Raw genomic sequence first — 14,138 nt, 5'->3', positions numbered from 1 at the left:
CAACCAGCGAGACGATCCAGCATGCCTTCTCTGTTCGACCCGATCCGCATCGGCGCCATCGAGGCGAAGAACCGGATCTTCATGGCCCCCCTGACCCGTGGCCGCGCCACCCGCGAGCACGTGCCGACGCCGATCATGGCGCAGTACTACACGCAGCGCGCGGGCGCGGGCCTGATCCTCACGGAGGCCACCGGCATCTCGCAGGAAGGCCTGGGCTGGCCGTTCGCGCCGGGCATCTGGTCCGATGCGCAGGTCGATGCATGGCGCCCGGTGGTGAAGGCGGTCCACGACCATGGCGGCAAGATCGTCTGCCAGATCTGGCACATGGGCCGGATGGTCCATTCGGACTTCCTGGGCGGCAAGCCGCCGGTCTCGTCCTCGGCGACCACGGCCCCCGATCAGGCCCATACTTACGAGGGCAAGAAGCCCTACAGCCAAGCCCGTGCCCTTGAGGTCGCGGAGATCCCGCGTCTGCTCTCCGATTACGAGACGGCCACCGCCAATGCCCTGGCGGCCGGGTTCGACGGCGTGCAGATCCATGCCGCGAACGGCTACCTGATCGATGAATTCCTGCGCGACGGCACCAACCTGCGCACCGACGAGTATGGCGGCTCCATCGAGAACCGCGTCCGTCTGCTGCGCGAGGTGACGCAGGCCGTGGTGAAAGTCGCAGGCGCCGAGCGCACCGGCGTGCGCCTGTCGCCCAACGGCGCGATCCAGGGCACGAACGATTCGAACCCGGAGCCCCTCTTCGTCGCCGCCGCCAAGGCGCTGGACGAGATCGGCATCGCCTTCCTCGAAATGCGCGAGCCCGGCTACGAGGGCACCTTCGGCAAGGCGGACCATCCGCCGATCGCCCCGGCGATGCGCAAAGTGTTCCGCGCGCCGCTGATCCTGAACGCGGATTACGACGGCAAGAGCGGTCAGGAAGCCCTGGACCGGAACGAGGCGGATGCCATCGCCTACGGCCGGACCTTCATCGCCAACCCTGACCTGCCGGAGCGATTCGCCAAGGGCGCGCCGCTCACCGAGGACGACGCCAAGACGTGGTACTCGCAGGGCCCGGAAGGCTACGTGGATTACCCGACCCTGGCCGAGCAGAAGGCCGCCTGAGCCTGATCTGAGCAGTCTTCCGCATGCCGGCCCCCGAACCGGGCCGGCATGCCCAGGTGTTTGCACTCTCTCATTGATTCGTAGACCAACCCGACCACTTTTCCGCGACGTGCCCTAGGCATGGCCGTATGCGGTGACTAAGTGACGGGCGAACCATGACCCAGCCGACGCCCGGCGCCTGCGCCCTTCCCGACATCGCCGGAACCCCGCGGGACGCCGCGGACCGGGCTGCGGAGCTGAGCGAACTCGGCATCCTCGATACCCCGAGCGAACGCGCCTACGACGACCTTGCCGCCGTGGCCGCCCATGTCTGCGCGGCTCCCGTCGCCCTGGTGAGCCTGCTCGATTCCGACCGGCAGTGGTTCAAGGCCGAGATCGGCCTGGGCCTGCGCGAGTTGGGCCTCGACCGGACGATCTGCGTCCACACCCTCGCTTCTGGCGGCGAGCTCACCATCCCTGACCTCACCGTCGACCCCCGCACGGCGAACAGCCCCCTCGTTACGGAGGACGGCTACCGGTTCTATGCCGGGGCGGGCATCCCGGGGCGCAACGGCGTGTTCCTCGGCGCGCTCTGCGTGCTCGATCACGTGCCGCGGCCCGAAGGGCTGACGGCCGGACAGAAAGCGACGCTGGCCGCCCTCGCCCGGCAGATCTCCACCCTGTTCGAGAATCGCCGGACGCTGGCCCTCGTCGCCAAGCGTGAGGCCGAACTCGCCGCCAATGAGCGTCGCTTCCGAGTGATGACCTCGGCGATGCCGCAGATGGTCTGGACTACCCTGCCTGACGGGTTCCACGACTATTACAACGACCGCTGGTACGAGTTCACGGGCGTCCCCTCCGGCTCCACGGATGGCGAGGGCTGGAACGACATGTTCCACCCGGAGGACCAGCAGGAAGCCTGGACGCGCTGGCGCCGCTCCCTGGAAACGGGCGAGCCCTACGAGATCGAATACCGCCTGCGCCACCATAGCGGCGCCTATCGCTGGACGCTGGGCCGGGCCATGCCGATCCGCGACGCGGACGGCAAGATCGAACGCTGGTTCGGCACCTGCACCGACATCGATGACCTGAAGCGGGCCGAGGGCGAGGCGCGCAAGCTCGCGGCCATTGTCTCGGCCTCGAAGGACTTCATCGGCCTCGCTGGGTTGGATGGCCGGGTCGACCACCTCAACGAGGCGGCCATGGCCCTTGTCGGGCTGCCCGATCTGAAGGCGGCCCGCGCCCTTTCGATCCCGGACTTCTTCACCCCCGAAAGCCGCCTCGCGCTTCAGGATACGGTGATGCCGGCGGTACGTCGCGACGGCTGGTGGGAGGGCGAGTTGTCCCTGCGCCATGTCGCGACGGGCGAGTGCATCGCCGTGCGCTCGACCCTGTTCACCGTGCGTGACGCCACCGGGGCGGTAGCGGGCTATGCCACCGTCACCCGCGACCTGCGCGAGGCGAAACGGTCGGAAGAGGCCCGAGACCTGCTGATCCGCGAGCTGTCGCACCGGATCAAGAACATCTTCGCCGTGGTGGGCGGGCTCGCGGCCCTGACCGCGCGCAGCGATCCGGCCTCGAAGCCCTTCGCGGCGGCGTTCCGGGAGCGCCTGGGGGCGCTGGCCCGCGCGCATGAATATGTCCGCCCGCACTCGCCCGATAGCGCCCCCGCCGTGGCGGGCCAGACGGTGCTCGGCCTGATGCGGCTGCTGATGGCGGCCTACACCGAGGGTGGCCGCGAGCGGGTGGCGATCACCGGCGACGATGTCGAGATCGGCGAGCGCACCGCCACGGCGCTCGCCCTCATCATGCACGAGCAGGCCACCAACGCCGTGAAATATGGCGGCCTGTCCCGCGCGGGCGGGCAGGTCGCCCTTACCGGCATCCGGAGCGACGGACGCTACGTGCTGACCTGGGCGGAGAGCGGCGGTCCGGTCGTCGAGGCGAAACCCTCGCGGAAGGGATTCGGCACGGTGCTGGCGGAGCGCAGCGTCGCCGGGCAGCTCGACGGGATGCTGGAACACGAATGGGCGCCGGGTGGCCTCGTGATGCGCCTGGACGTGCCGGTGGCGAATTTACGCTTCTGATGCGCGGCGGCGGAGAGCCGGATCGCCCCTATTCCCTGGTGGTGCTGGACGTGGACGGGACGCTCGTGGACAGCTTCGGCTGGTTCTGCGGAGTCCTGAACGGCGTCGCCGACCGCTACCGCTTCCGCCGGGTGACTTCGGACGAGGTCGACACCCTGCGCAGCCTCGGCGCCCGCGAGATCCTGCGCCACCTCGGCATTCCGCGTTGGAAGGTGCCCTTCATCGCCCGGCACATGCACGCCCTCGCCGCCCGGGACGCCGAGACGCTGCGCCCCTTCCCCGGCATTTCGGCGATGCTCGCCGACCTTGCGGCCATGGATATGCCGTTGGCGATCCTGACCTCGAACCGCGAGGACGTGGTGCGGCAGGTGCTGGGGCCGGAGGCGGCCTCGCGGATCGGCGCGTGGTCCTGCGGCGCCTCGATCTTCGGCAAGGCCCCCAAGCTGCGCCGCCTCGTGGCGAGGGCTCGCCTGCCCGCCACACGGGTGCTCTGCATCGGCGACGAGGTCCGCGACGCGGAGGCGGCCCGCGCGGTGGGCTGCGCCTTCGGGGCGGTGGCTTGGGGCTATACCGACGCGCACGCCCTGGGAGCCCTGGCGCCCGAGCACCTGTTCGCGCGCCCGGAGGACATCACCGCGCTCCTTCGGGACGGTTAGGCGCCTCGCGCCCTCACCGCCGCGATTGCGCCTTGTGCTCCTTCGCCTGCGCGGCGAAGGCCTCGTCGAGCTTGCGGAGGGATTCGAAGCGGGCGACGTCGCTCTCGATGTCGCGGATCGTCTCTTCTACGAGATGACGGCGATAGGCGGCGCGGGGATCGGACGGGTCGAGGCCATCGCGCTCCTGCAACCGCAGCACGGCCGTCCGCACCATGGTGTAGACGTTCTCGCGCTCCTCCCGCGACATGGAGGGATTGATCGCCTTCGCGACGAGAACGGAAAAGTCCGACATCGGCGGAGCCGAAGGCTTGGGCTGTGACGAAGCGGCCATGGCTGCGTCCTCTAAATCAGCCCGCGCGAAAACGGTATCCGCCTCGTGCGGGCGGCGCCCGCTCAGCTACGCTGGTCCTTGATGCCTGCCTTGACCAGGGTGAAGGAACTCCACAGCACGGTGAAGCAGAACAGCATCACGAACACCGTGCGCGCCCGCTCGGGGTAGAGCGATTCGGTTGGCAGGACCGGACGCTCGAAGGTCGCCAGGAAGATCTGCTGCTTGGCGGCCGAGATCCGCGCCCGGTCGTAGAGCACGTGCGCGGATTCCTCGAGCTTCTCGGCAATGGTGCGCTCCACCGTCAGCCCCTCATAGGCGAGAAGTGCCTCGGTGAGGTTCTGCTGGCCATCCGCCGGGCCGCTGCTTGTCAGTTCGTCCTGCAGGCCCTTCATCTGCTGGTCGAGGGCGGCGACCTGTGCCGCCAGGGTCTGGATCGAGCGCGACCGCTCGTCGAGATTCGAGCTGCGCAGGACCTGAAGGTCGCCCTCGAGCTTGATCTTTTCCTTGCGCAGCAGGGTCAGCGTGGTGAGCGTGCCCTCGGCGGACTTGATCGGGTCGATCAGGCCCCACTTGTTGCGGAAGGTCTGGAGGGCGAGATGCGCCTTGCGCAGGCGCTCCTCGGCAGCGGTGGCATCGGATTTGGCCTGGGAGACCATGTCCGCCTGGGCGCGTTTCGAGATCTCGTTGATCAGCACCTCGGCGCGGGTCACCACCTCACGGGAGATGGTCAGGGCGTCCTCCGGCGTAAACGCGCGCACGTTGAGACGGATCACGCCCGAGATGGCATCGATCTCGGCGCTCGTCTGCTTGCGCCAATACTTGGTCAGCCGCTCGATCGGATCGGACGGATCGAACCGCGCCCAGAAATCCGCCTCAGGCCGGGAATACATCCGCGAGATATGGATGCTCTTCTCCAGCTCCTCGACCATGGCCTGGCTCTGGATATAGTCGCGGACGATGTAGCCGTCCTGGCTGTTGTGCTTCTGGATGAGCGAGGTGAACTGGCCGAGGCTCGCATGCTCCATCGGCTCGACATTGCCGCGAACGGCAAACTGAGCCGTGGCAGTGTATTGGTCGGAGGCGAAGACATACATGTAGATCGCCACCACCGCCGTCGGCAGCAGGACGAACAGCCCGACGTTGCGCAACAGCAGGCCGCCGTAGCTGAGCCTGCTTCTCCTCCCGCTGGGACGGGCGCAAGCCGGGCAGGCGGCGCCAATCGACCTGCGTGGCCGAGCGCAGGAGCGCCAGCGCCCCCCGCTTCGGGGGGACGGGACGGATCGTCTCCGCCTCGCGGCGAAGGTCGGTCATCGTCGGCGGGACGAACGCGACGAGCTCGCCCTCGCGCCGGTCCTCCTTGACGTCGTCCAAGCTCATCCGCTCGCTGTTCCCGCTCTGCGCCGGTCCCTCACGGGGGAGCCGGCCACCGACGGCCGTGCGCCCCGTCGGGATCCGGTTCTTTTCGGCCGATTTTAAGGCATCGCCCCCGCGCGTCGCAGCACCACATGGAGGCTCCGGCCCTTCGTCCTTAGACCGGCCGGGCCAAAGGTATCATGACGACAGCCTCACCGAAGTCAGCCAGAACCCGGACCGCCAAATCGAAGTTCGGCGGCGTCGCGGTGGTCTGCACCAAATGCGCCAAGCGCCAGGGTTTGCCCGCGAAGGCGATCCGCAAGCTCCTGAAGGACGCGCACGCGACGCTCCGGCCCGAGGGAGACGGCGCGAAGGGCAAGCGGCGCAAGCTCTGCATCGTGGAGAGCAGCTGCCTCGGCCCCTGCCCCAAACGGGCGGTGGCGATCGGGACAGCGGCGAGCCTTGCCTCCGGCCGGGTGCTGCTCCTCGATCCCGAGGGGGGCACGGAGGCCGCCCGCGCGGCCCTGCTCCCCGAATTCGGCCCCATTGCCGGTCTAGCGGCGGATCGCGATACTCCGGGGGCCGTGGACGAGACGGCCCCGCCCCGCTGACATCAGACCCGAGGACGCCCCGCCCTTGGATGTTGCTTCGAACCGGTCCTTCCGGGCGCGCATCGGTCGTGCGGTGCTGCGGCGGTTGCCGCTCGCCGGTACACTGGTGGGGCTCGGCCTCGCTGCGTGGCTCGTGGCGACGAACGACCTCGCCGCCGTCGCCTCCGCCTTCGGCAAGATCGGGTTCCTCGGGCTCGCCGGAGTCGTCCTGATGCGGGTGGCGGCGATCATCGTCTGCGGCCTCGCCTGGGCGCGGCTGCTCGATGGGCTGGTCCCCTCGTCAGCCGGAGCCTGCCTCGTCCTCCGTTTCGTGCGCGAGGGCATCAACGTGCTGTTGCCGGTGGCCTCGGTGGGAGGCGACGTATTGGGCGCGCGCCTCCTCACCTTCTGGGCCGTGCCGGGCGCGCTGGCGGCGGCCTCCGTCCTCGCGGACATGCTGTTCCAAGTCGGCACTCTCGCCCTGTTCGCGGGCGTCGGCGCAGCCTTACTCGGCCAGATCGAGGGCGCGGCGGCGGCCGAACTCGCGCAATGGACCGCGCGGACGCTCGGCGTCGCGGGCCTGCTCCTCATCGGGTTCTTCGCCCTTCAGCGCACGGGGCTGGTGCGGGTGCTGGAGGAGAAGATCGCGGCGCTCGGCCGCCGCTTCGTGCGCGAGGCCGAGGTGCAGCCCGAGCCCCGTCCGCAGGTCCAGGGTGCCCTCGACGCGATCTGGGGGCGGGGGCGGCGCGGGCATCTCGCCCAATCCTTCGGCCTGCACGCCCTGGCCTGGATGTTCGGCGTGGCCGAGGTGGCGATCGTGCTGGCCTGCATTGGCGACCATCCGGTCGCGCTGACGGAGGTGGTGGTGATCGAGGCCCTCGGGCAAGCGATCAAGGCGGTCGCCTTCCTCGTGCCGAGCGGGCTCGGCGTGCAGGAGGGTGGTTTCGTCCTGGTCTGCGGATTGTTCGGCATCGATGGTGGGACGGCGCTTGCCCTCTCGCTCGCCAAGCGCGTACCGGACGTGGTGCTGGGCCTCCCCGCCCTGCTGATCTGGCAGAACCTTGAGGCGCGGCGGTCCGGCATCGGCCCGGCCGCGACGCCGCGATGATCCGTTACCTGTTCCTGCTCACGGGCCTGCTCTTGGCCTCGCCCGCGCTCGCCCAGAGCGTCACCGTCGATCTCGGCGCGGGTGGCACGACCGAGCGCGCCCTGCAACTCGTCGCGCTCATCACCGTCTTGGCGGTGGCGCCCTCCGTGCTGGTGATGGCCACGGCCTTCACGCGCATCGTGGTGGTACTGTCCATCCTGCGCTCGGCGCTCGGGACACAGACCGCCCCGCCCACGGCGGTGATCATCAGCCTCGCCCTGTTCCTCACCGCCTTCGTCATGGCCCCCACCGGACGCGAGGCCTACAACGTCGGCATCGAGCCCCTGATCGCCGGGCGGATCACCCAGGCGCAGGCCTTCGAGCGCGCCTCGGCCCCGTTCAAGGCGTTCATGCTCAAGAACGTCCGCGAGAAGGACCTGAAGCTGTTCCTCGACCTCGCCAAGGCACCCGTGCCCAAGGGGCCGGAGGATGTCGGGCTGGAAGTGGTGACCCCCGCCTTCATGATCTCCGAACTGAGACGGGCCTTCGAGATCGGCTTCCTCCTGTTCATCCCCTTCCTGATCATCGACCTCGTGGTCGCCTCGGTGCTCATGGCGGTCGGCATGATGATGGTGCCGCCCGCCACCGTGGCCCTGCCGTTCAAGCTGATCTTCTTCGTCCTCGTGGACGGCTGGGGTCTGGTCGCCGGATCTCTGGTGCAGAGTTACGGAAGCTAAAGGTTACCGGCCTGTTCGGCAGCAGGTTTGCAACTCTCCCGAGAATGTGTTCGGGCGTCTGCAATCAAATTATCCAGGATTTAAGCTCTCTCAGCCTAGAAAATGGCCATGACGAGAGTCCGGAGATTCCTGGGCGACCGGCGAGGCGCTGCGGCTGTTGAATTCGCGCTCGTTGGGACGCTGTTCATCATGACGACGCTGTTCGTCATGGTCGTTGGCGCGATCGTGTACATCACGCAGGCGGTGGAATATGCGACGAACGCGGCCGCCCGCGACATCCTGATCGGCGCGGCCCAGGCGAACTCCGCCAACCTCGGCACCTTCCAGCAGAGCCTGTGCAGCCGCCTGCCGGCCGGCATTCAGTGCAACAACCTCATCATCAACCTGTACAAGGTGACCAAGGCCTCCGGTCCGGGGGGCTACTACGCTTACGTGAAGCCCGACACGAGCGGGCTGACCGTGCCGAACCTGACGCCGGGATCCGGCCAGTTCGACCTCGGGATGCAGGGCGATTTCCAATATCTGCAGGTGATCTACCCGGTCACCTTCCTGCCCTCGGGCTTCGCCGCGATGCTGAGCGGGGGCGCCACCTTCAACGGTCAGGCCGCCTATCTCGCCACCGCGACGGCGGCCTTCCGGAACGAACAATACTGATGGGACCGGAGCGTGCCCTTCCGGCCGCCGCGGGCGGGTCGCTGCATCGCTTTATGCGGGCCGAGCGCGGGGTCGCGGCGATCGAGTTCGCCGTCATCCTGCCGATCCTGCTGGTCTTGCTGCTCACGGGCATCCAGCTGGTGCTGTACATCAATGCCAGCCGCAAGGTCGGGCAGGTAGCGCGCTCGATCAGCCAGATGATCTCGCAGGTCAAACCGCCGGACAATTCCAGCACGGCCACCGTCAGCGCGCTCGATCTGCACTTCGGCTACGACGCCACGATGGTGATCTTCCCCTACCTGCTGAACGACGCCAAGCGTCAGAACGTGGCGTGGTGGCGCAACATCGCCATCAACTTCGCGAGCATCGCCTTCACGAAGACCACCGGCACCTGCAGCGATCCCGCCGACCAGAGCAATTGCTACGTCGCCAACGTCGTCTGGACGAGCACCGGCACGTCCCAGCCCTATGGCCAGATGTACCGGCCCTGCGTCGTGCCCCAATTGCCCACCGACAACACGGCGGCGCCGAACCCGGCGCTTCTGCCTCGCTCGGTCTACGGCCCCGCCTCGCTGATCGTGATCGACGTCGTGTTCAAGTTCACCCCGACCTTCGGGGTGGGCTTTCTTCCGACCCTGACGATCTCGCGGAGCGCCTACGTCCAGCCCCGCTACGCGACGCTGATCAACTACGACACCACCAGCAACGACGGGATCGCCACCAAATGTCCCGGATACTGACCGGCCTGAACCGGCTCGCCGCGCAGGCCGCCGCGCTTCCGCGCGCCACCGGCGGCAACCTCAGCATCCTCTTTGGCTTCAGCCTGATCCCGATCGTCGGCCTCGTCGGGCTCGGCGTGGATTACGGCATGGCCATGTCAACGAAAACGAAGCTCAACGCCGCCGCCGATGCGGCCGCCCTCGCCGCCGTGGTGACGACGAAGGCTTACATCGCGGCCAACCCGACCGATCCGAACCTCAACGCCAACGCCATCGCCGCCGGGCAGCGGCAGGCGATCAACTCGTTCAACGTGAATGCGGGCAAGGTGCCCTACACCACGGTGAACCTGTCTCCGACGCCGGTCGTGACGCGCACCGGACAACGGCTCGATTCCACGGTCGTCTATTCGGCGGTCGTGCAGAACAGCTTCGGCAAGCTGTTCCGCTCGCCCTCGACGACCGTCGGCAGCACCGTCACCGCCTCCGTGGACCTGCCGAGCTATCTCGATTTCTACCTGATGGTCGACGTCTCGGGTTCGATGGGCCTGCCCGCGACGCAGGCGGACATGAACAAGCTCGCCAGCGTGAACAACGACATGTGGTCGGACTATCAGCAGGGGTGCCAGTTCGCCTGCCATTTCCCCGGCTACAACGGCTGGTCTCTGGCCATACAGAACAATGTCCAATTGCGTACGGATGCGGTGAATACCGCCGTGTGCAACCTGCTCAAGCGGGCTGCGGCTCCCGTCGTGCCGAACCAGTACAGGGTCGGCATCTACCCGTTCATCAACCAACTCGGGACGCTGGCCGGGCTCACCAGCACCATCGCGAACTTGAACACCACGGCGCAGTGCGGCCAAACCCGACCGCTCGCCTTCACGAACCTCCTCGATACGGGCACGACGCAGCTCTACACCAACAACGACCCGACCACGGGGACCGGTGCGGGCGGCACACATTTCGAGGTGTCGATGCCGCAGATGCAATCGACCGTCGCCTCTTATGGCGATGGATCCACCGCGACCAAGCCGAAGCCGTTCGTGTTCCTCATCACCGACGGGATGCAGAACGGGCAGCACTTCTCGACCACCGTGAACAGCAAATACGCCTATCCCGGCAACCCGTCGAAATTCACCGGCTATAATGCGGCATGGTGGGACGGCTCGCAGCCGTCGCAGATCGACCCGAACAACTGCGCCGCACTGAAGAACGCGGGCGCGACGATCTCGGTCCTGTACATTCCGTACAACCAGATCAACTTCGTGAATAACAGCGGCGGCATCGCCTGGGAGAACAATCGGGTGAACAGCTTCAGCCCCACCCTGGCGACGCCGCTGAAATCCTGCGCCTCGCCGGGCTATTTCTACACCGCCAACAGCCCCGCCGACATCGACAGCGCCCTGAGCGCGATGTTCGACCAAGCGCTGAAGGTCGCCCGTATCACGCACTGAGGCGAAAGCCTCAGCCCGGCGGCGGGGTGGCGGGGGTGTCGGCGCGGCTCTGGCTGTTGCCCGTCTTGGTCTCCGTGCCGCGATCCGGCACGGCGGCCTCGGGATAGCGCTTCCGGTATTCTGCCAGGAAGGCCGACAGGGTCTCCGCCTTGGTCGCCCGGGCCGCGATGGCGCGGAAGCCCTGGCTGCGGGTGGCTCCGTCGCTCGTGAGCAGCGCGAAGGTGCGCGCATCGGGCCCCAGGGCCATCGGCCCGGAGAACTTGGCCTTCAACCGCTCCAGACCGAGCCGTTCCCCCGCGAGATCATAGGCGATGGCGGCGCGGATCGCGTCGGCGCGGGCGGTCTCGTCGAGAGCCGTGCCGGAGCGCCAGATCTCGCCGAGCAGGGCCTCGTGCGCCTCGCCGGCCTCACGCCAGCGCCGCGCGCTCCACAGGATGTCGGCGCGCAACCGCGCCACGTCGGGACCGGCCTCGTCCTCGATCGCTTCGAGGGCGAGATCCGTGCGGGTCAGATCCGAGAGCGCCCGCGCCCGTACCAGCGAGCGTGCCCGCCGCAATTCGGCGGTCAGCTCGGGCATGTCGGTCGATTCAAGGGCCGACAACGCCCGGAGGGGCTTGCCGTCCATGAGCAGGACGGTGGCGAGCCGCGCCGCCACGGCCGATCGCGCCGCGCCAGTGAGGCGGTTATCGACCTGATATTGCAGCAGCTCGGCCGCCGAATCGAGGAGATCGAGGCCGACCAGTCTGTCCGCGAGGCGGCGCACCACGGCATCGCCCCGCCGACCGATGGGGGCGAGTTCCTTGAAGTCGAAATACAGGGCGACCGCCGAGACGCCGGAGAGGCTGTCGCCCTTGCCGGCGAGGTAGAGATCCTCGAACGCGCCCTGCGCCTCGGAGGTCAGGGCGCGGGAGAGCGGCGAGTTCGGCGCCAGCATGTTGGCCCGGCGCACCGCCGTGAAGGCCGCGCGCCAGCGCCCGTCCGAGAGGTAAAGCCGCGCGAGGCCGGCATTGATCGCCTCTTCCTGGCGCCCGCCGTGCCACATCATGGCGAGGCGTTCCAACCGCTCGATGGCGGTGGGCACGTCGATCTTGCCCGTGGCCCGGGCGAGCAGCGTCCCGCGCATCGTCGCGGCGGCGGCGACCGGCCACTCGGCCTTGTCCGCGAGCTTGGCATAGGCCTCGATGGCGGCGGCGTCCTGGCCGGTCGCCTCGGCCACCCGCGCCCGGACCAGAGCGAGGCGGTCGCGGGTCAGCGGTTGCAAGTCGCGCGCATCGCCCGCGCGAGCGGCGGCGGATTCGGTATCCCCCGTCTCGATCGCCGCCTCGGCGGCGGTGGCACGCATCTCGTCGGCGATTTCGGGCGGGTATCGCTCGGCGACCGGGAGAACCTTCTGGAAGCCGGTCTCGGCGGCCGTCCAGTCGTTGAGACCGGCCGAGGCATGGGCGCGCCACAGGGCGGCCTCGGGATCGGCGGCGAGGACCGGGACGGAGAGCGCCTTCAGCGCATCCGCGTGACGGCCGACATGCTCCAGCATGATGCCGCGCAGGATCGCCGTCTCGCGAGTGTCGGCCACCAGCGGATCGTCAGCGGCGGCGGCCTCCAGGGCGCTCAGGGCCTCGACGTCGAAGCCATTGGCGAAGGCGGCGCGGGCGAAGGCGATACGCGCCGGGCCCCGCTCGATGGCGGGCCCCATGGCGGCGGCGGTGAAGAGGTCACGCAGCGTCTGCCGCACGTTGCCGAGGCGGATCTTGTCCCAGGCCGCCCGTTCGAAGACGAGGGCGCCGGGCGCGTCCAGGGCGGCTTCCGGCTTCTTCGGGGTTCCGGAGGCGGCAAGCCCACCCTCGCGGGCGATGAGCACCCCGTCGAGGTCGGACCGCACCGCGAGATCGTCCGCCGTTGCCAGCACCGCGAGACCGTGGCGGCTCGGCAGGATCTCGAAATCGACGAAGCGGCGGCTCTTGGGGTTGCCCGCCGCCTCCAACGCGGAGGACGCCACCACCGCGATGCGCTCGCCGTCAAGGTCGAGCCAGCCGGTCGCACCCGGCCGCGGCATGGGCACGGCCACCGAGACCTGCCCCGCCGGGCTCGGTCGGCGCACGGGTTCCAGGGTGGCGCTCGGGCTCAGGCTCTCACCCGCCGAGAGTTCCCAGGCTGGGCCGTTCGGCGTCGCGACGGCGGCGAGGTCGAGGAGCTTGCCCGCCGGCAGGGCGAAGCGCAGGAGCGTGAGGGCCCCGGACCGCTTCGGCTCGCCGAGTGCCCGCAGACCCGTGGTGCCCGGCGACGGCACCGCGACGGGATCGGCCGTCTCGAGGGCGAGGAAGGCGATGCCGCCCCGCTCGAACAAAGCCGCCGGAGGCAAGTGGGCGAAGGGGAAGACGAGGCCGGACCCGGCCGGGCGCGTCGGAACCGTATCGGATTTCGGCGCGGTTTCCTTCGTGGCGGGAATGACCTTCACCGCGCTCGCCGCCTCCTTGAGAGGCGTTTCCTTCGGAGGAGCTTCCTGAGGCGCGGGCGCATCGGGCACCGCCACCTCGGTGGATTTCGGCGGCGCGGGCGGGGCCTTGCGGGTCACGTCGAGGGTGTAGATCCCATCCTCGCGCTCGCCGGTCACGACGAACCCCTCGGCGGGGGTGAGGATCAGGCTCGCGGAGTTTTCGTCGGCATCGGTCGCCAGGGCGGACACGCCGGGCCGCGGCCTTCCGCGCACGTTACCGGCATCGATCGCGTAGCGGCCGGTGACACGCAGGCGCGTGGCCGCCCCCTCGTTCGTCAGGGTGATGGGCACGCCCTCCGGCACCCGCATGGAGAACCGCGTGAGCGTCGGCAGGTGAGCGAGTTCGAGGGCGAGCGGCTTGGGCGGCGGCGTAGGGATGCGCGCCTGCAGAGCCTCCTCCGCAATCCGCGCCCGGCGGGCGAGATCGGCGACGACATCCTGCGGCAGGGGCGGCGGCAGGCCCCGCCAGCTCTCGGGCAAAAGATCGACGAAGACGCGCTCGCCCGCGAGCTGGACATTGGCCCGCACGGGCCGCTGAAGGGCGAGGCGCAAGCCGGTGCCATCGGGATCGCGGCGCACGGCGGTGACGTAGGTCGCCATCTCCTCGGACAGGCGCTCCGGCCCCGCCGTGGCCTTCTCGCCGTAGCCGAGGATCAGGACGCCGCCCGAGACCGACGCCTTGACGGTGATGGGCTTGTCGAAGGTGAGGACGAGGCGGCCGTAGCCGTCGGTCTCTGACCCCTTGGCCGAGACGAGGCGCGCGGCCAGCGCCGGATCGAACCCCGCTGCGACGAGCAGGGCGGCCACGAACGGAACCGAGCGGGCGCGCAGGCCGCGGCCTTTCCGGTTTCGCCCGCGCAAAGCTCCCATCGCCTGCTGAGACCCGC

The 14,138-nt window shown here is 69.0% G+C and carries 12 protein-coding genes; 9 read left to right on the top strand and 3 right to left on the bottom strand.

The window, feature by feature from the left end; all coding sequences use genetic code 11:
* Nucleotides 1-21 precede the first annotated feature (21 nt).
* The 3 genes from ACFQE0_RS06750 (at nucleotide 22) to ACFQE0_RS06740 (ending at nucleotide 3,835) form a co-directional block, all read left to right on the top strand.
* Nucleotides 22-1,113 carry an alkene reductase gene (locus ACFQE0_RS06750; protein ID WP_378968239.1) on the top strand — a complete coding sequence of 364 codons (1,092 nt, stop codon included), beginning with the start codon at nucleotides 22-24 and terminating at the stop codon, nucleotides 1,111-1,113.
* Nucleotides 1,114-1,268: 155 nt separating this feature from the next.
* The gene (locus ACFQE0_RS06745; RefSeq protein WP_378968237.1) at nucleotides 1,269-3,179 is read left to right on the top strand and encodes a PAS domain-containing protein; all 1,911 of its coding nucleotides are present in this window, start codon (nucleotides 1,269-1,271) and stop codon (nucleotides 3,177-3,179) included.
* Complete coding sequence (locus ACFQE0_RS06740) at nucleotides 3,179-3,835, top strand: HAD hydrolase-like protein (protein ID WP_378968235.1); 657 nt, start codon at nucleotides 3,179-3,181, stop codon at nucleotides 3,833-3,835. Before ACFQE0_RS06745 ends, ACFQE0_RS06740 begins: the two co-directional genes overlap by 1 nt.
* Before the next feature lie 13 nt (nucleotides 3,836-3,848).
* Here the strand turns inward: ACFQE0_RS06740 and ACFQE0_RS06735 are convergent, their stop codons facing one another.
* Nucleotides 3,849-4,127 (bottom strand): hypothetical protein, encoded by a 279-nt coding sequence (locus tag ACFQE0_RS06735; protein WP_378968233.1) that lies wholly within the window; start codon nucleotides 4,125-4,127, stop codon nucleotides 3,849-3,851.
* A gap of 101 nt (nucleotides 4,128-4,228) precedes the next feature.
* Complete coding sequence (locus tag ACFQE0_RS06730; protein WP_378968231.1) at nucleotides 4,229-5,314, bottom strand: KpsE/RkpR family capsule polysaccharide export protein; 1,086 nt, start codon at nucleotides 5,312-5,314, stop codon at nucleotides 4,229-4,231.
* A 405-nt stretch (nucleotides 5,315-5,719) separates the two neighbouring features.
* Here ACFQE0_RS06730 and ACFQE0_RS06725 point away from each other — a divergent pair, with 405 nt between their 5' ends.
* The 6 genes from ACFQE0_RS06725 (at nucleotide 5,720) to ACFQE0_RS06700 (ending at nucleotide 10,757) form a co-directional block, all read left to right on the top strand.
* A complete protein-coding gene (locus ACFQE0_RS06725) occupies nucleotides 5,720-6,130 on the top strand; it encodes a hypothetical protein (protein ID WP_378968229.1) in 411 nt (136 codons plus the stop codon).
* A gap of 25 nt (nucleotides 6,131-6,155) precedes the next feature.
* Nucleotides 6,156-7,217, top strand: coding sequence for a lysylphosphatidylglycerol synthase domain-containing protein (locus tag ACFQE0_RS06720; RefSeq protein ID WP_378968227.1), 1,062 nt, complete (start codon nucleotides 6,156-6,158; stop codon nucleotides 7,215-7,217).
* Nucleotides 7,214-7,933, top strand: a complete 720-nt coding sequence (gene fliP / locus ACFQE0_RS06715) for a flagellar type III secretion system pore protein FliP (RefSeq protein ID WP_378968225.1) — start codon at nucleotides 7,214-7,216, stop codon at nucleotides 7,931-7,933. The genes ACFQE0_RS06720 and fliP overlap by 4 nt, the downstream gene beginning before the upstream one ends.
* Before the next feature lie 102 nt (nucleotides 7,934-8,035).
* Nucleotides 8,036-8,587, top strand: a complete 552-nt coding sequence (locus ACFQE0_RS06710; protein ID WP_378968223.1) for a TadE/TadG family type IV pilus assembly protein — start codon at nucleotides 8,036-8,038, stop codon at nucleotides 8,585-8,587.
* Complete coding sequence (locus ACFQE0_RS06705) at nucleotides 8,587-9,327, top strand: TadE/TadG family type IV pilus assembly protein (protein ID WP_378968221.1); 741 nt, start codon at nucleotides 8,587-8,589, stop codon at nucleotides 9,325-9,327. The genes ACFQE0_RS06710 and ACFQE0_RS06705 overlap by 1 nt, the downstream gene beginning before the upstream one ends.
* Complete coding sequence (locus ACFQE0_RS06700; protein WP_378968219.1) at nucleotides 9,312-10,757, top strand: pilus assembly protein TadG-related protein; 1,446 nt, start codon at nucleotides 9,312-9,314, stop codon at nucleotides 10,755-10,757. The genes ACFQE0_RS06705 and ACFQE0_RS06700 overlap by 16 nt, the downstream gene beginning before the upstream one ends.
* Nucleotides 10,758-10,767: 10 nt before the next feature.
* Here ACFQE0_RS06700 and ACFQE0_RS06695 read toward each other — a convergent pair whose 3' ends face one another.
* Nucleotides 10,768-14,058 carry a hypothetical protein gene (locus tag ACFQE0_RS06695; protein WP_465264061.1) on the bottom strand — a complete coding sequence of 1,097 codons (3,291 nt, stop codon included), beginning with the start codon at nucleotides 14,056-14,058 and terminating at the stop codon, nucleotides 10,768-10,770.
* Nucleotides 14,059-14,138: the final 80 nt, after the last annotated feature.

Source organism: Methylobacterium komagatae (genome assembly GCF_042661665.1).
GTDB lineage: Bacteria > Pseudomonadota > Alphaproteobacteria > Rhizobiales > Beijerinckiaceae > Methylobacterium > Methylobacterium komagatae.
Note: the sequence above shows the minus strand (reverse complement) of the source record. Positions and strands in the feature narration are given on the sequence as shown.